The sequence below is a fragment of the Microbulbifer maximicatervae (SeqCode) genome, from assembly GCF_052468295.1.
The window spans coordinates 5,182,016-5,200,419 of record NZ_CP174340.1; the positions used below are offsets into that span (position 1 = coordinate 5,182,016).

Below are 18,404 nucleotides of genomic sequence, written 5' to 3' on the forward strand. Positions count from 1 at the left end.
TCGGCACAAGGTGGGCCGTCAAAGACCGTAGGTGTCAGGTACGTTGAGGTTTAACGTGCCTGGCTTAATCCGAACTTCGGCCAGGTTGGCCATTGCGAGGTTCGAGCCTACGCAGACGGTGTCGCCCAAACCAGTATTTTTACTGGATTTGAGCTTTATGCACCGGAACGGATCGGACGTTTAAGTCCGGTTTTTTTCAAATCCAGGAGTGACACTATGGCTATTGGACTCGAAGACAAGAAAGCGATTGTCGCAGATGTCCAGCAAGCTGCTGAAGGTGCTCTGTCTGCGGTTGTTGCGGATTCCCGCGGCGTAACCGTGAATGACATGACCACTCTGCGCAAAGAGGCTCGCGAGAACGGCGTTTGGTTGAAAGTCGTCCGCAATACTCTGGCGCGTCGCGCTCTGGCAGGTACCGAATACGAATGTCTGACTGACAAATTCGTAGGTCCTAGCATCATTGCATTCTCTAACGAACACCCAGGTGCCGGCGCGCGCATCCTGAGCCAGTTCGCTAAAGGCAATGACAAGCTGGAACTGAAAGGTGCTGCCTTCGAAGGCGCGATCACCGACGTTGCATTGTTGGCAAGCCTGCCGACTTACGACGAGGCGATCGCCAAGCTGATGAGCGTGTTGAAAGAAGCATCTGCTGGCAAGCTGGTTCGCACTATTGCGGCCGTTCGCGACCAAAAAGAGCAGGAAGCTGCGTAATTTATTCGCTAGAGCGAATCGCAGTTTCAAAACGAAATACGAGCAGCTACTGCTCAAACCAATTCAGGTACTGAATCATGTCTCTGACTAAAGAAGATATCATCAATGCTGTTGCCGAAATGTCCGTTAAGGATGTTGTTGAGCTGATCGAAGCAATGGAAGAGAAATTCGGCGTAACTGCTGCTGCAGCAGTTGTAGCTGGCCCAGCTGGTGGCGAAGCTGCCGCTGAAGAGAAAGACTCTTTCGACGTAATCCTGACCTCCCCAGGCGACAAGAAAGTGAACGTGATCAAAGTTGTTCGCGGCATCACTGGCCTGGGCTTGAAAGAAGCTAAAGGTCTGGTAGACGGCGCTCCGAGCCCGCTGAAAGAAGGCGTAAGCAAAGACGAAGCTGAAGCAGCTAAGAAAGAGCTGGAAGAAGCTGGCGCAGTTGTAGAACTGAAGTAATTCGGTTCTTGCGTCTCCCGCTAGCTGTCGCGTAAAGCGGCGGGTAGCGGTAAGGCTGGTGGACTTTTGTCCGCCGGCCTTTTTGCCGTTTGCGGTACTGAGGTTTTTACCGGTGCCGGCGGGATTTAAAAACCGTGGCAAACCTCATTTAACCATAGCGCAGTAGCGCTACCCAAAAGCAAGCGGAGAGGTTTCTGGCCAGTGCAGGCAAGTTGCACTGACCAGAGGCTTCTCGCCCGGAGGGGCTCTGGACCGGAGTCCCACGAAGTCTTGTCACTGATCAAGCTGGGGAATTTGAATGGCTTACTCATATACTGAGAAAAAACGTATCCGCAAGGATTTTGGCAAACTGCCTAAGGTCATGGATGTGCCCTTTCTGCTTGCGATACAGCTCGATTCTTATCGCAACTTTACACAGGCCGACAAGCGCCCCGACGACCGTATGGACGTTGGCCTGCAAGCGGCGTTTAAATCTGTATTTCCGATTGTCAGCTATTCCGGCAATGCCGCCCTGGAGTACGTAAGTTATACGCTGGGTAAGCCCGCTTTTGACGTTAAGGAATGTACCCTGCGCGGCGTAACCTATGCATGCCCGCTGCGCGTGCGTGTGCGTCTGATTATTTACGATAAAGAATCTGCGAATAAGTCCATTAAGGACATTAAAGAGCAGGAAGTTTACATGGGCGAGATTCCGCTCATGACCGACAACGGTACCTTCGTAATCAATGGTACCGAACGCGTTATCGTATCCCAGCTGCACCGTTCCCCGGGTGTATTCTTCGATCACGACAAAGGCAAGACTCACTCTTCCGGTAAGCTGTTGTACGCCGCGCGTGTCATCCCCTACCGTGGCTCATGGCTGGATTTCGAGTTCGATCCGAAAGACCTGGTATTCGTGCGTATCGACCGCCGCCGTAAATTGCCTGCGACTATTCTGCTGCGCGCCCTGGGTTACACCTCCCAGGAAATGCTGGAAATGTTCTTCGAGACCAGCACCTTTGAGCTGTTGGAAGACCGCGTCAGCCTGGAACTGATTCCGTCCCGCCTGCGCGGTGATGTTGCTTCCTTTGACATCAAAGACGGCCAGGGCAAGGTGATTGTCGAAGAGGGTCGCCGTATTACCCCGCGTCATATCCGTCAGTTGGAAAAGGCCGGCGTAGAAAAGCTGGAAGCACCGCTCGAGTACCTGTTTGGCCGTGTACTGGCGAACGACATCATCGATGAGTCCACCGGTGAGATCGCGATCGACTGTAACACCGAGATTACTGATGAAGTAATCGCCAAGCTGCGTGTACTGAACGTTAAGAGTTTCCAAACCCTGTACACCAACGACCTGGATCGCGGTCCGTTTATCTCCGACACCCTGCGTGCAGAGCCTTCTCGCACTGTGTTGGAAGCGCTGGTAGAGATCTACCGTATGATGCGCCCGGGCGAACCGCCCACCAAGGAGTCCGCAGAAGCGCTGTTCGAGAACTTGTTCTTTACCGACGAGCGTTACGACCTGTCCGCTGTTGGCCGCATGAAGTTCAACCGCCGCCTGGGTCGCGAAGACGAGACTGGCCCCGGCACTCTGAGCAAAGAAGATATCGTCGAAGTTCTGAAGACTCTGATCGATATCCGCAACGGTCAGGGCATGGTCGACGATATCGATCACCTGGGTAACCGCCGCGTGCGTTCCGTAGGTGAAATGGCTGAAAACCAGTTCCGCGTTGGCCTGGTACGTGTAGAGCGCGCTGTTAAAGAGCGTCTGTCCATGGCGGAGTCCGAAGGCCTGATGCCTCAGGACCTGATCAATGCCAAGCCGGTTGCCGCTGCCGTTAAGGAATTCTTCGGTTCCTCGCAGCTGTCCCAGTTTATGGACCAGAACAACCCGCTGTCGGAAGTGACTCACAAGCGTCGTGTTTCCGCCCTCGGCCCGGGTGGTTTGACCCGTGAGCGCGCTGGCTTTGAGGTGCGCGACGTGCACCCGACTCACTACGGCCGCGTATGTCCGATTGAGACGCCGGAAGGACCGAACATCGGTCTGATTAACTCCCTGGCTACTTACGCCCGCGCTAACCATTACGGTTTCCTCGAGAGCGCCTACCGCAAAGTGGTTGACGGCAAGGTAACTGATGAAATTGCGTACCTGTCCGCGATCAATGAAGCCAACTTCATTATTGCCCAGGCGTCTGCGGAAGTAGACGACAACGGCAACTTTGTTGATGACCTGATCAGCGTGCGTCACCAGGGCGAATTTACCCTGAAAGCACCGGGCGAAATCCAGTATATGGATGTTTCCGCCAAGCAGGTGGTTTCCGTAGCTGCGGCGATGATTCCATTCCTTGAGCACGATGACGCCAACCGTGCATTGATGGGATCGAACATGCAGCGTCAGGCGGTACCGACCCTGCGCGCTGAAAAGCCGCTGGTGGGCACCGGTATGGAGCGCACTGTAGCGCGCGACTCCGGCGTGTGTGTGGTTGCTAAGCGCGGCGGCATTATTGAGCGCGTTGACTCCAGCCGTGTGGTTGTTCGCGTGGCCGACGCTGAGGTGGAAGCCGGTGATGCAGGTGTGGATATCTACAACCTGACCAAATACATCCGTTCCAACCAGAATACCTGTATCAACCAGCGCCCGATCGTTAATACTGGCGATCGTGTAGTCCGTGGGGATATCCTCGCCGATGGTCCCTCTGTAGACCTGGGTGAGCTGGCTCTGGGCCAGAATATGCGCATCGCATTTATGCCCTGGAATGGTTACAACTTTGAGGACTCCATCCTCATCAGTGAGCGCGTTGTACAGGAAGACCGCTTCACCACCATCCACATTCAGGAGCTGACCTGTATTGCCCGCGATACCAAGCTGGGCAGTGAGGAAATTACTGCGGATATCCCCAATGTTGGCGAATCTGCCCTGAATAAGCTGGACGAGTCCGGCATCGTATACATCGGCGCAGAAGTAGGCGCTGGCGATATCCTGGTCGGTAAGGTCACTCCGAAGGGCGAAGCCCAGCTGACTCCGGAAGAAAAACTGCTGCGCGCAATCTTCGGGGAGAAAGCTTCCGACGTTAAGGACACCTCCCTGCGCGCGCCCAGTGGCACTCGCGGTACGGTGATCGACGTTCAGGTATTTACCCGCGACGGCCTGCAGAAAGACCAGCGCTCCCTCGATATCGAGAAGTCACAGCTGGACGAGGTTCGCAAGGATCTGAACGAGGAATACCGCATCGTTGAAGGTGCGACCTTCGAGCGTCTGCAACAGGCTCTGCTGGGCCAAAAGGCCGCCGGTGGTAAGAGTGTTAAGAAGGGCGATGAGATGACCGCTGAAGTCCTCGCCGCTCTGCCGCGCGAAGACTGGTTCAAGCTGCGTATGGAAGACGACAGCCTGAACGATCAGCTGGAAAAAGCGGAAGCTCAGCTGAAAGAGCGTCGCAAGCTGCTCGACGAAGCCTTCGAAGACAAGAAGAAGAAACTGGAGTCCGGCGATGACCTGGCTCCGGGCGTGCTGAAAATCGTCAAGGTTTACCTGGCGATCAAACGCCGCATCCAGCCGGGCGACAAGATGGCCGGTCGTCACGGTAACAAAGGTGTTATCTCCGTAATCAAGCCCGTTGAGGACATGCCTTATGACCAAAACGGTGAGCCGGTAGATATCGTCCTGAACCCGCTGGGCGTTCCCTCGCGGATGAACGTTGGTCAGGTTCTGGAAATGCACTTGGGCATGGCCGCTAAAGGCCTCGGCGTTAAAGTCGACAAGATGATCAAGGAGCAGCAGGAAATCGCCAAGGTGCGCGGATTCCTGGAAGAGGTCTACAACTCCACTGGCGGACGCAAGGAAGAACTCGACGAGTTCTCCGATGAGGAAGTCATGACCATGGCGCAAAACCTGCGTCGCGGTGTACCTATGGCGACCCCGGTATTTGACGGTGCCGATGAAAGTGAGATCAAGCAGCTGCTGCGTCTTGCCGATATCCCGGACTCCGGTCAGATCACCCTGCACGACGGCCGTACCGGCGATGCTTTCGAGCGTCCGGTAACTGTGGGCTACATGTACATGCTGAAGCTGAACCACTTGGTAGACGACAAGATGCACGCGCGTTCTACCGGTTCCTACAGCTTGGTTACCCAGCAGCCGCTGGGTGGTAAAGCCCAGTTCGGTGGTCAGCGCTTCGGGGAGATGGAAGTGTGGGCGCTGGAAGCTTACGGCGCTGCATACACCCTGCAGGAAATGCTCACGGTTAAATCCGATGACGTGGAAGGCCGTACCAAGATGTACAAGAACATCGTGGACTCCGACCACCGTATGGAGCCGGGCATGCCGGAATCCTTCAACGTACTGGTTAAGGAAATCCGCTCTCTCGGTATGAACTTCGAGCTTGAGCACGAGTAAATCCGAACCCGTACCGAAGCCTGTTGGCAGGTGAAATGAGACAAGTGCCAGCGCCCCTCGAAGCAGTGGGGCAGCTGGCTAGCCCGGCGGCTAGTGCGAGTGCCGGGTTGACTACCCCCTAGTGGAGGAAAGGCCTTGAAAGATTTATTAAATCTGGTGAAGTCCCAGGAGCAGCTGGAAGAGTTTGATGCGATTCGTATCGGTCTGGCATCACCGGACATGATTCGCTCCTGGTCCTACGGCGAAGTGAAAAAGCCGGAGACCATCAACTACCGTACCTTCAAGCCTGAGCGTGAAGGCTTGTTCTGTGCCAAGATCTTTGGCCCGGTAAAAGACTACGAGTGCCTGTGCGGTAAGTACAAGCGCATGAAGCATCGCGGCATTATCTGTGAGAAGTGTGGCGTTGAAGTGACCAAGGCCAAGGTTCGCCGTGAGCGCATGGGTCACATCGAGCTGGCCAGCCCGGTTGCACACATCTGGTTCCTGAAGTCCCTGCCGTCCCGTATCGGCCTGCTGCTGGACATGACCCTGCGCGATATCGAGCGCGTGCTGTACTTCGAATCTTACGTGGTTACCGAGCCGGGTATGACTACCCTGGAGCGCGGTCAGCTGCTGAATGACGAGCAGTACTTTGAGGCGATGGAAGAGTTCGCCGACGAGTTTGAAGCGAAGATGGGTGCCGAGGCGATCCAGGAGCTGATGGCGGATATCGAGCTGCCCGCAGAAATCCAGCGCCTGCGTGAAGAGATCCCGGCGACCAACTCCGAAACCAAGATTAAGAAACTGTCCAAGCGCCTGAAGCTGCTGGAAGCCTTCTACAAGTCCGGCAACAACCCGGAGTGGATGGTGATGAAGGCTCTGCCGGTTCTGCCGCCGGATCTGCGTCCGCTGGTACCGCTGGATGGCGGTCGTTTCGCGACCTCGGATCTGAACGACCTCTACCGTCGTGTGATCAACCGTAACAACCGTCTGAAGCGTCTGCTTGAGCTGAACGCGCCAGACATTATCGTGCGCAACGAAAAGCGCATGCTGCAGGAATCTGTTGACGCACTGCTGGATAACGGCCGTCGCGGTCGCGCCATCACCGGCTCCAACAAGCGCCCGCTGAAGTCCCTGGCTGACATGATTAAAGGTAAGCAGGGTCGTTTCCGTCAGAACCTGCTGGGTAAGCGTGTTGACTACTCCGGTCGTTCCGTGATCGTGGTAGGTCCGACCCTGCGTCTGCACCAGTGTGGTCTGCCCAAGAAGATGGCACTGGAACTGTTTAAGCCGTTTATCTTTGGCAAGCTGGAATCCCGTGGCCTGGCCACTACGATCAAAGCTGCCAAGAAGATGGTTGAGCGCGAGGAAGCTGTCGTTTGGGATATCCTCGACGAAGTGATCCGCGAGCACCCGGTACTGCTTAACCGTGCACCGACCCTTCACCGTCTGGGTATCCAGGCGTTTGAACCGGTACTGATTGAAGGTAAGGCAATCCAGCTGCACCCGCTGGTTTGTGCGGCCTATAACGCCGACTTCGACGGTGACCAGATGGCGGTACACGTACCGCTGACGATCGAAGCGCAGCTGGAATCCCGCGCGCTGATGATGTCCACCAACAACATCCTGTCGCCTGCCAACGGTGAGCCGATTATCGTACCGTCCCAGGACGTGGTACTGGGTCTGTATTGGATGACCCGTGAGCGCGTTAATGATAAAGGCGAAGGCATGTTCTTCTCCGATATCAAAGAAGTGAGCCGCGCTTTCTACGCCAAGCAGGTTGGTCTGCAAGCGAAGATCAAAGTACGTATCCGCGAAAATATCGTCGGCGAAGACGGTGAGAAGCACGAGACTATCTCCATTCAGGACACCACTGTAGGCCGCGCGCTGCTGTGGAACATCGTGCCGGAAGGCCTGCCGTTTGCGCACGTCAACCAGCCGATGAAGAAAAAGGCAATCTCCCGCGCCCTGAACGAGTGCTACCGTAAGGTAGGCCTGAAGGCGACGGTTATTTTTGCCGACCAGCTGATGTACACCGGTTTCGATTTCTCTACCAAGTCCGGTTCCTCCATTGGTGTGAACGACTTTGAGATTCCGGCTGAGAAAGCTGAACTGATCGATGCCGCTGAAGCGGAAGTGAAAGAGATTGAAAGCCAGTTTGCTTCCGGCCTGGTAACCCAGGGTGAGAAGTACAACAAGGTTATCGATGTTTGGTCCCGCACCAACGACAAGGTAACCCAGGCGATGATGGCCGGTATCAAGAAAGAGAAGGTGATCGATCGCGAGGGCAACGAGACCAAGCAGGACTCCTTCAACTCTGTATATATGTACGCAGACTCCGGTGCTCGTGGTTCTGAAGCTCAGATCCGTCAGCTCGCTGGTATGCGTGGTCTGATGGCCCGTCCGGATGGCTCCATTATCGAGAACGCCATTACGGCAAACTTCCGTGAAGGTCTGACTGTACAGCAGTACTTCATCTCGACCCACGGTGCTCGTAAAGGTCTTGCGGATACCGCACTGAAAACCGCTAACTCCGGTTACCTGACCCGTCGTCTGGTTGACGTGGCCCAGGACGTGGTAATTACCGAGCTGGATTGTGGCACCGACGACGGTCTGACCATGGCGCCGGTAATCGAGGGCGGTGACGTTATCGAATCTCTCGGTGACCGTATCCTCGGCCGTGTAGTGGCCCGCGATGTACTGAAACCGGGCAGTGATGAAATCGCCGTTTCTGCCGGCACTATGATCGACGAGAAGTGGGTAGAGCGCATCGAAGCCATGGGCATCGATGAGGTTCTGGTTCGCTCCCCGATCACCTGTGAGACTGCACACGGTATCTGTGCCCAGTGTTACGGCCGCGACCTGGCCCGTGGCCACCGCGCCAACCCGGGTGAGTCTGTGGGCGTTGTTGCCGCACAGTCCATCGGTGAGCCGGGCACCCAGCTGACCATGCGTACCTTCCACATCGGTGGTGCTGCAAGCCGTGCCTCCGCTGCGGACAGCATCCAGGTGAAGCAGGGCGGTACCGTACGTCTGCACAATGTTAAGACGGTTAAAACCGAAGTCGGCACTCTGGTGGCCGTGTCCCGTTCCGGTGAGCTGGCGATTGCCGACAGCGCCGGTCGTGAGCGCGAGCGCTACAAGCTGCCTTACGGTGCTGTGATCAGCGTCTACGAAGGTGCCGAGGTAGACGGTGGCCAGATCGTGGCCAAGTGGGACCCGCACACCCACCCGATCATCACCGAGGTTGCCGGTTGGGTGAAACTGTCCGGTATGGAAGAAGGGCTCTCCATCCGCAAGCAGACCGACGATATCACCGGCCTGTCCTCTATCGAGATTATCGATCCGGCCGAGCGCCCGGCAGCGGGTAAAGACCTGCGCCCAGCGGTAACCCTGCTGGATGAGAACGGCGAAGAGCTGACTCTGGCTAACAGTAATGCGCCTGCGCACTACGCCTTGCCGCCGCGTGCAATCCTCAGCCTGGCTGAAGGTAAGCAGGTGAACGTGGGTGACGTAATTGCACGTATTCCGCAGGAATCCGGCGGTACCAAGGATATCACCGGTGGTCTGCCCCGCGTTGCCGACCTGTTTGAAGCGCGTAAGCCGAAAGAGCCGTCCATTCTGGCGGAAATCTCCGGTACCGTTTCCTTCGGTAAGGAGACCAAAGGCAAGGTTCGTCTGCAGATTACTCCGCGCGACGGCAAGCCGCTGGCCAATGGTAAGGACCACTACGAGGTTCTGATTCCAAAGCACCGCCAGCTGACCGTGTTCGAAGGTGAAACCGTAGAGAAGGGTGAGGTTATCTCCGATGGCCCGTCCAACCCGCACGATATTCTGCGCCTGAAAGGTGTTGAAGAGCTGGCTCGCTACATCACCAACGAGATCCAGGAGGTTTACCGCCTCCAGGGTGTAGGCATTAACGATAAGCACATCGAAACCATCGTGCGTCAGATGCTGCGTAAAGTTGAAGTCACCGAGATGGGTGATTCCAGCTTGATTAAGGGCGACCAGGTTGAATACCAGCGCGTGATCGAAGAGAACGAACAGCTGCGTGCCGAGAACAAGCAGCCCGCTCAGTTCGAGCGCCTGCTGCTGGGTATTACCAAAGCGTCCCTGGCAACTGAGTCCTTCCTGTCAGCGGCTTCGTTCCAGGAAACCACTCGCGTTCTAACCGAAGCGGCGGTAACTGGTAAGGAAGACAACCTGCGCGGCTTGAAAGAGAACGTGGTAGTGGGTCGCTTGATCCCGGCTGGTACCGGTCTGGCTTACCACAGCGAGCGCAAGCGCAAACGCAGCCTGCAGTTGGAAGAGGCCTTCGGTGAAGGACCTTCCGCAGCTGAGGTTGAAGCGGCTCTGACTGAGGCACTGAAGTCCTCAGGCGAATAAGGCGTATCCCACTCTATCTGTTGGTGGAGTGGGGTAGGTTGGGGCACTTAGGTGCCCGATCTGATATTGGCGACTGTCTGTGATGTAAGCACTTACTTCCGTCGCCGATTGACTAGGCGGGTTGTCGCTTATAGAATGCGGCCCCCGCTTATGTGGGGTGTTCCGTTTGATCCCAGGATCGGACGATACACACAGACGATAGGCCCTCACTGTTAGAGGTGGGGGCATTTTATTTTTGGAGTGATTTTTAATGGCAACGATCAACCAGTTGGTTCGTAAGCCGAGAAAACGCAAAGTTGAAAAAAGCGACGTTCCTGCTCTGCAGGCTAGCCCGCAGCGTCGCGGAGTTTGCACTCGTGTGTACACCACTACACCGAAGAAGCCGAACTCTGCACTGCGTAAGGTTTGCCGTGTGCGTCTGACCAGCGGTTACGAAGTAACTTCGTACATCGGTGGTGAAGGCCACAACCTGCAAGAGCACAGCGTGGTGCTGATTCGCGGCGGTCGTGTAAAAGACCTGCCGGGTGTGCGCTACCACACTGTACGCGGTGCACTTGACTGTGCCGGCGTAAACGATCGCAAGCAGGGCCGTTCTAAGTACGGCGCCAAGCGTCCTAAAGGTTAATCACCTTTAACGATTTGCGTTTCGGTTTCCAACCGGAGTAAGGCTGAGCTCGCCGGATTGTAATGTTTTACGGCGGCGTCTCAGAATAACCCTGAAGAGAGGCAATACCCATGCCGAGAAGACGAGTAGTCGCCAAGCGCGAAGTGCTACCGGACCCCAAGTTCGGGAACGTCACCCTGGCCAAGTTCATGAACCACGTCATGATCAGCGGCAAGAAGTCAGTTGCAGAGCGTATCGTATACGGTGCGCTTGAAACTATTTCTGAAAAATTGAACAAAGATCCGATCGAAGTATTCGAGGAGTCTTTGGAAAATATCGCGCCTATGGTGGAAGTAAAGTCCCGCCGTGTTGGTGGTGCGACGTATCAGGTGCCTGTAGAAGTGCGCCCCTCGCGTCGTACGGCTCTGGCAATGCGTTGGTTGGTGGAGTTCTCCCGTAAGCGCGGTGAGAAATCTATGGCTCAGCGTCTGGCCAACGAAATGATCGATGCAGCCCAAAACAAGGGTGGCGCGGTCAAGAAGCGTGAAGATGTACACCGCATGGCAGAAGCCAACAAGGCATTCTCTCACTACCGCTTCTAAGTCTGATGAATACCAACATCGGAAATTAATACCGAAAGGCAGCACGGAAAATTCCAGGCTGCCTTTTGCCGTTATATCGAGGATACAACTGTGGCACGTAAAACGCCCATCGCACGTTACCGTAACATCGGTATCTGTGCCCACGTAGACGCTGGTAAAACCACTACTACCGAGCGCGTACTTTTCTACACTGGTCTATCCCACAAAATTGGTGAAGTACACGAAGGTGCTGCCACCATGGACTGGATGGAGCAGGAGCAGGAGCGTGGTATCACCATTACTTCTGCTGCAACTACCTGTTTCTGGTCTGGCATGCAGCAGCAGTTCGACCAGCACCGCGTAAACATCATCGATACCCCAGGACACGTTGACTTCACTATTGAAGTTGAGCGCTCCCTGCGCGTACTCGACGGTGCTGTTGTTGTACTGTGTGGCTCCTCTGGTGTTCAGCCTCAGACTGAAACCGTATGGCGCCAGGCGAACAAATACGAAGTACCGCGCATGGTATTTGTAAACAAAATGGACCGCGCCGGTGCGAACTACCGCAACGTTGTGAGTCAGCTGAAAGACCGCTTGAACGCGAATGCTGTACCTCTGCAGATGACCATCGGCTCTGAGGACGAGTTCAAGGGTGTTGTTGACCTGGTGAAGATGAAGGCCATTCTGTGGAATGAAGCCGACCAGGGCATGACTTTCGACTACGCTGACATCCCCGCTGAGCTGCAGGACGAGTGCGACGAAATGCGCGAGTACCTGGTAGAAGCGGCCGCTGAAGCCAGCGAAGAGTTGATGGAAAAATACCTGGAAGAAGGTGAGCTGTCCGAAGAAGAAATCAAGGCAGCTATCCGTCAGCGTACCCTGGCCAACGAAATTGTACCGGTTCTGGGCGGTTCTGCGTTCAAGAACAAGGGTGTACAGGCTGTACTGGACGCAGTTATCGAATACCTGCCGGCGCCGACTGAAGTTAAGGCGATCGAAGGTACTCTGGAAGATGGCGAAACTGTTGAGAGCCGCGAAGCTGACGACAACGCGCCGTTTGCTGCACTGGCGTTCAAAATTGCTACCGACCCCTTCGTTGGTACCCTGACTTTCTTCCGTGTTTACTCCGGTAAGCTGGAGAGCGGTACTGCGGTATACAACTCCGTAAAAATGAAGAAAGAGCGTGTCGGTCGTATGGTGCAAATGCACTCCAACGATCGTCAGGAAATTAAAGAAGTACTGGCTGGTGACATCGCTGCTGCGATTGGTCTGAAAGACGTAACCACTGGTGACACCCTGTGCTCCGAAGCCAACAAGATTGTTCTGGAGCGTATGGAGTTCCCCGAGCCGGTAATTTCTGTTGCGGTTGAGCCCAAGTCCAAGCCGGACCAGGAAAAAATGGGTATTGCCCTCGGCAAGCTGGCCCAGGAAGATCCGTCCTTCCGCGTGAAGACTGACGAGGAAACCGGTCAGACCATTATCTCCGGTATGGGTGAATTGCACCTGGATATCATCGTTGACCGCATGAAGCGTGAGTTCAACGTTGAAGCGAACATCGGTAAGCCTCAGGTTGCCTACCGTGAAACTATTCGCAACACCTCTGAGATCGAAGGTAAGTTCGTTCGTCAGTCCGGTGGTCGCGGTCAGTACGGTCACGTATGGGTGAAGTTTGAGCCCGCCGAAGACGAGTCTCAGGAAGGTCTGGAATTCGTTAACGAAATCGTGGGCGGTGCGGTACCGAAGGAATACATTCCTGCGGTACAGAAAGGTATCGAAGAGCAGATGAAGAACGGTGTTCTGGCTGGCTACCCGCTGCTGGGCCTGAAGGCGACTCTGTACGACGGTTCCTTCCACGATGTGGACTCCAATGAAATGGCGTTTAAGATCGCCGGTTCTATGGCGACCAAGAAGCTGTCCAGTCAGGGCGGTGCGGTACTGCTCGAGCCGATGATGAAGGTGGAAGTGGTAACTCCGGAAGAGAACATGGGTGATGTGGTTGGTGACCTCAACCGTCGCCGTGGCCTCATCCAGGGTATGGAAGACAACCCCTCCGGTAAGGTTGTCAATGCGGAAGTACCTCTGGCAGAAATGTTCGGTTACGCAACCGACCTGCGTTCTGCTACTCAGGGCCGTGCTACCTACACCATGGAATTCCTGAAGTACGCCGAAGCGCCGAAAAATGTTGCCGATGAGATCATCGCCAAGACTAAGGCCTAATTAACTTCTGCTTAAAGGGGGCCGGGCCAACAGCTGGGGCCCCTTTGGCAAACTTTTAGCTAGAGGACATCTAAAGATGGCAAAAGAAAAGTTTGAACGTTCCAAGCCCCACGTGAACGTGGGCACCATCGGTCACGTTGACCACGGTAAAACCACCCTGACCGCTGCTCTGACCCGCGTATGTGCGGAAGTTTGGGGCGGTGACGCTGTTGCTTTCGACGGTATCGACAATGCACCGGAAGAGCGTGAGCGCGGTATCACCATCGCTACTTCTCACGTTGAGTACGAGTCCCCGACTCGCCACTACGCGCACGTAGATTGCCCGGGACACGCCGACTACGTTAAGAACATGATCACCGGTGCTGCTCAGATGGACGGCGCTATCCTGGTATGTTCCGCAGCTGACGGCCCCATGCCGCAGACTCGTGAGCACATCCTGCTTTCCCGTCAGGTAGGTGTACCTTACATCGTTGTATTCCTGAACAAAGCGGACATGGTAGACGACGAAGAGCTGCTCGAGCTGGTAGAAATGGAAGTTCGCGAACTTCTGGACCAGTACGAGTTCCCAGGTGACGACACTCCGATCATCGTTGGTTCCGCTCTGATGGCCCTGAACGGCGAAGACGACAACGAAATGGGTACTACCGCTGTTAAGAAGCTGGTAGAGACTCTGGACGAGTACATCCCTGAGCCAGAGCGCGCTGTAGATCAGCCGTTCCTGATGCCGATCGAAGACGTATTCTCTATCTCTGGCCGTGGTACTGTTGTAACTGGTCGTGTAGAGCGCGGTGTGATCAACACTGGCGACGAGATCGAAATCGTTGGTATCAAAGAAACCACCACTACCACCTGTACTGGTGTTGAAATGTTCCGCAAGCTGCTCGACGAAGGTCGTGCTGGTGAGAACATCGGCGCACTGCTGCGTGGCACCAAGCGTGACGAAGTAGAGCGTGGTCAGGTACTGGCTAAGCCGGGCTCCATCACTCCGCACACCAAGTTCGAAGCGGAAGTGTATGTACTGTCCAAGGACGAAGGTGGTCGTCACACCCCGTTCTTCAAAGGCTACCGTCCTCAGTTCTACTTCCGTACTACCGACGTAACTGGTGCGGTAGAGCTGCCGGAAGGTACTGAAATGGTAATGCCGGGCGACAACATTCAAATGGTTGTTACCCTGATCGCTCCGATCGCCATGGAAGACGGCCTGCGTTTCGCTATCCGCGAAGGTGGTCGTACCGTAGGTGCGGGCGTTGTTGCCAAGATCATCGAGTAATAGTTACTCCTGATCTATATAAAAAGCCGCAGCGGGTACGCTGCGGCTTTTTTTATGGGTGACTCTATATGTTTTGTTTTTTGGTGTCAGTTCCATTGGTTTATATATCTTGGTTTCAAGTATTAAGTGCAATCCTTTTATACCGCAAGCAGATCATCTTGCAGCCCTATAAATAACTCATTCGGTGACTTTCCACCCCGACTCGCTCTTGGTCTACTATTCAGGCGATCCATTACAAATTGAACCTGCTCGTCTGTTACCTTATTAAAGTCGGTATCCTTTGGAAAATACTGCCGGATGAGGCCGTTAGTATTTTCATTGATCCCTCTCTCCCAAGATGAATATGGGTGAGCAAAATAAATATTAGCTTCTAAGACTTCTGCAATTGTTTCATGACCAGCAAACTCAAGACCATTATCGAAGGTAATTGTTTTGATTTTATCTTTGAAACTCACCATGTGACTAACCGCTGCTTCAGCCAATAAGCCTGATCGTTTACCTGTTAATCTGACAATAACAGTAAATAACGTCTTGCGTTCAACCATGGTCAGCAAAGCTCCACCACGCCCCTTGCCTATAACGGTATCACCTTCCCAGTCACCTATCCGATTCATCCGATCAACAACCGCTGGTCGTTCATCTATGCTCACTCTGTTTTTGATCTTTCCGCGTCGATCATACTTACCGTAGCGCTTACGATAGGGCTTTGATGCAATCCTAAGATGCTTGTATAAGTCTCCACCATTTGCCTGATCTAAATAAATGAGTTGGTAGATCGTCTCATGATGTAACGATACACCTGTATGTCTCTTTAAATAGCTTGCAGTCTGCTGAGGACTTAATTCTTTCCGAGTTAGGATGACTATTTGTTGCCACACTCCATTAGTCACTTTCTGTGCCTTATACGCTTGCCTGCGTCTAAGCTCCGAAAGCTTATGTGCTTGCCCTGGGCGATATCCTCGCAAACCTGTATTGCGTCGTAGCTCTCGGCTGATCGTTGCGGGGTGCCTCTCTAACAGTCTTGCTATTGCTCTTTGAGAGTGTCCGGCTTTTTTTAAACTGTAAATCTGGTATCGTTCGTTCTCGCTCAGTTGGTAGTAGCTCATCAGTGCCTTTCTCTTGGTCGGGAGAGGTGCCGACTCTACCAGCTGAGCCCTCCCTTACCAATTGCACTTATTATCTGAAACCAAGTATTATTTCTTTGATTTGATACTGTGTTAATTTTCAGGTGTTGTTGATGGACCAGCTAAAGCAGTTTGAGATTGATGTAAAATCGAAATTTCCGGTAGAAAACGGTTTTGTAGTTGGGGATGTGTACTGTAAATATTTCTTCTTCGATTATTCTCGTCCGCTAGTTATAGCATTCGCTAATGCTGCTTCATTAACATCAAATAATAATTTAAATAATGAAAACTATAGTCCCTGGGGGTTCAATTTCTTAAAAGGCTTGGATTGTAATGTTCTGGCCTTTTCATGTATTGAAGATGCGTCTTGGTATAGGGGGCATAAGTTACATGAATTTATACAAGGGATATCAAACTTCCTATTGCCATTTTCGCTTCGTTTAGGATATGGCGGGAGTATGGGGGGATTCGCTGTCGGTGCGTTTGCTTCGGTGTTGAGGGTGGATCGCGTTTTATTGATTACCCCAATAACAACTTTAAGTGTCAGTATTGTGCCTAGTGAATCGGGGCATGGAAAAAGTCGATCACTTAATTGGAGTGGAGCTTACTCAGATGGTGCGGAATTTAACGCTGGTGGATATGTCGTATACGATAATTTATTGAGACGTGATGCCCTTCATGCTAGTCGATACAGAAACTTAAAACACTTACGAGTGCCAGGTTTGGGACATGGATTGGCCCCTTGGTTACAGGCTATGGGCATGTTGAGAAAGCTCGTAAATGATTTTATCAGTGACAGTGTCGATGAACTTTGGTTTCGGAAGTGTGCTAGAAATAGACGGCTATTACCGCGATATTATAATGAATTATTACTGCGAAAAGATCTGCTGAGCCCGGGCAAAGTTGCAGTGTTAAAGAGGTATAGGCGAGCGGCCCTAGCATATCAGGGGGAGGATACCTTTGGTGATGATTTCATTGCGGCGCTGCGTGAGGCTGCGGTAAAAATTGAAAGTGAAAATTTGGAGCTTAGTTATAAGCTGCTTGCTGGGGCCAGTGTTTTGAGACCGGAGGGGCCATGGATTAAGAAGAAACTAAAGGAATACGAGGAAAAGCTGACAATAATTTAGTTTCTTTGTAAATGGCAGTTTTGGTAATTTTGTGATGGCTTGCGAAAGGTGTTGAGTTGACATTTGGTAGGCTGGGCAATTCTGCGAATTGCTGAATTGTCTTTTGTTGGGTGTTCAAAAATAAAGGTAGTTTTGCAGGGTTGTAGGAGTAGAGTTGCTGGTGAAGTATTACCGCCGGTCTTTTGCTTGTCGCAGTTTGATTGATATTCATTTTTGGAATTGGATGAGTAAAATTCTCCTTTTTAGGGGGGTGATCCAAGTTGCCCCATTTTACACGTTTGCATACGCTACTATTATCTGAGTTTATGATGCCCACATATGATCTCATCAACAATTAAGTGCTGACACAGTACGGTTTCTTTCGGGGTAAAGAAGGTGTGCGGCGGCCCTTTCCGCAGTTTTTACTTTGATGGTATTCGATAGGTTACGATTGATAACTTCTCGCTAAAAGATGGATAGGGCCCGCCGGAATATTAAGCTTTTGTATGTGGTAGCGAAGATGGTAGTGTTGTGGCAGTTTCCTTCCCGCTTTATGTTGCTCCTGTAGTGCGCGTAATTAGCGTGGTAATGGCGATGTCCATTTTTGTCTGGAACACTCTGTGTCACCTTCTTTCGAGTGCGCTGCGGGTTATCTTATTTGGAGCAGGTGAGAATGCTCATTTATGGTTGTCCTGTTAGGTGGCGTATAAGCATCAATAATTTTGCCGAAGAAGTGTCAGCGGTTTCATATAAGAGTTGGCATGCTTACGACTGTTCCCTGCGATTCCGAAATTTAAACTTCCAAAAAATTCTTATGTTGTCATCGGCTGAGCATCCTGCTTAGTGTCGCTTCAGAAGCTGCAACGGTAGCCAGTATGATAATTGTACTACTCATGGGTAGGCTAATTTGGGACGTTGACACCCAGCTCGCGGTTGTACCTTTAAGTTGCCAGTCTTAAAAGGGGTTGAATGTTGGTAGGCATTGTTAGTGGGGTTATATAAAGGTGGCCGTAATTCTCTATTGATGCAGGGGTTGGGGCTGCTTAATTCCGGACGGTTATTCAGGAAATCAGAGGCGGTAGGTAAGCTCAATGCTAAACTTCGTTGAGTTTGGAGTGGCTTTGCCGGAAGTTATTGAGCTAAAGTTTTTAGTATTTTTTGAAGCGCGAGTCATTTTGAGGTGTTTTTCCTGTCGTAGAGACCCTAGACCATATAGTAATGCTAGAAGGTTTGTTTCAGGATCTTGAAAGGTGTCAGTTGCAGCTCGCCGCTTTGGTTATTTATAAGCGGGGGGTGATTGGGGTTTGACGAAAATGAGTTTAAGCGACTTGTAGGTCTTAGTTGGCAATAATTGCCTCCTTTGCGTAATGCTGGGTGTGTTTGGTAAGCCGACATCCTGCGTAGGTAGTTAATGGGATTTCCGCTTTTAGTGATGGGTACAGCCGCTGCTCTTTTTTGCCGCCCTTAGCGATTGGGAATTGGAAGTATTCCCGGTCAATATACGATCAGCATGTGTGTTTTTGCCTTTTGCCTTTTGCCTTTTGCCTGAACTGAAGGGTTGGTTGTGTTCTCTGAAGTTAACGGAGGCGGCTGGCCGTCCAGTCCCCG

The 18,404-nt window shown here is 52.9% G+C and carries 10 protein-coding genes; 9 read left to right on the forward strand and 1 reads right to left on the reverse strand.

Translation table 11 applies throughout. From position 1 onward, the window contains the following. Positions 1-216: 216 nt before the first annotated feature. The 8 genes from rplJ (at position 217) to tuf (ending at position 14,566) form a co-directional block, all read left to right on the forward strand. Complete coding sequence (gene rplJ, locus ACJJIQ_RS22895; RefSeq protein WP_282934404.1) at positions 217-711, forward strand: 50S ribosomal protein L10; 495 nt, start codon at positions 217-219, stop codon at positions 709-711. 77 nt (positions 712-788) lie between these two features. After that, entirely contained in the window at positions 789-1,157 is a 369-nt protein-coding gene (gene rplL, locus ACJJIQ_RS22900) for a 50S ribosomal protein L7/L12 (protein WP_282934403.1), read from the forward strand. A 298-nt stretch (positions 1,158-1,455) separates the two neighbouring features. Further along, positions 1,456-5,529, forward strand: coding sequence for a DNA-directed RNA polymerase subunit beta (rpoB, locus tag ACJJIQ_RS22905; protein WP_282934402.1), 4,074 nt, complete (start codon positions 1,456-1,458; stop codon positions 5,527-5,529). Between the two features lie 135 nt (positions 5,530-5,664). After that, positions 5,665-9,894, forward strand: coding sequence for a DNA-directed RNA polymerase subunit beta' (gene rpoC / locus ACJJIQ_RS22910; RefSeq protein WP_282934401.1), 4,230 nt, complete (start codon positions 5,665-5,667; stop codon positions 9,892-9,894). A 250-nt stretch (positions 9,895-10,144) separates the two neighbouring features. After that, entirely contained in the window at positions 10,145-10,519 is a 375-nt protein-coding gene (gene rpsL, locus ACJJIQ_RS22915) for a 30S ribosomal protein S12 (RefSeq protein WP_108731651.1), read from the forward strand. A gap of 110 nt (positions 10,520-10,629) precedes the next feature. After that, positions 10,630-11,100 carry a 30S ribosomal protein S7 gene (rpsG, locus tag ACJJIQ_RS22920; protein WP_152451131.1) on the forward strand — a complete coding sequence of 157 codons (471 nt, stop codon included), beginning with the start codon at positions 10,630-10,632 and terminating at the stop codon, positions 11,098-11,100. 90 nt (positions 11,101-11,190) lie between these two features. Continuing rightward, positions 11,191-13,296 (forward strand): elongation factor G, encoded by a 2,106-nt coding sequence (gene fusA / locus ACJJIQ_RS22925; protein WP_282934400.1) that lies wholly within the window; start codon positions 11,191-11,193, stop codon positions 13,294-13,296. 76 nt (positions 13,297-13,372) lie between these two features. Then, positions 13,373-14,566 carry an elongation factor Tu gene (tuf, locus tag ACJJIQ_RS22930; protein WP_108731642.1) on the forward strand — a complete coding sequence of 398 codons (1,194 nt, stop codon included), beginning with the start codon at positions 13,373-13,375 and terminating at the stop codon, positions 14,564-14,566. A 137-nt stretch (positions 14,567-14,703) separates the two neighbouring features. Here tuf and ACJJIQ_RS22935 read toward each other — a convergent pair whose 3' ends face one another. Further along, positions 14,704-15,672, reverse strand: a complete 969-nt coding sequence (locus ACJJIQ_RS22935) for an IS30 family transposase (protein ID WP_445363122.1) — start codon at positions 15,670-15,672, stop codon at positions 14,704-14,706. A 131-nt stretch (positions 15,673-15,803) separates the two neighbouring features. On the opposite strand from ACJJIQ_RS22935, the gene ACJJIQ_RS22940 reads away from it, so the two are divergent. Next, on the forward strand, positions 15,804-16,817 hold the full coding sequence (locus ACJJIQ_RS22940) for a hypothetical protein (RefSeq protein WP_445363123.1): 1,014 nt from the start codon (positions 15,804-15,806) through the stop codon (positions 16,815-16,817). Positions 16,818-18,404 lie beyond the last annotated feature (1,587 nt).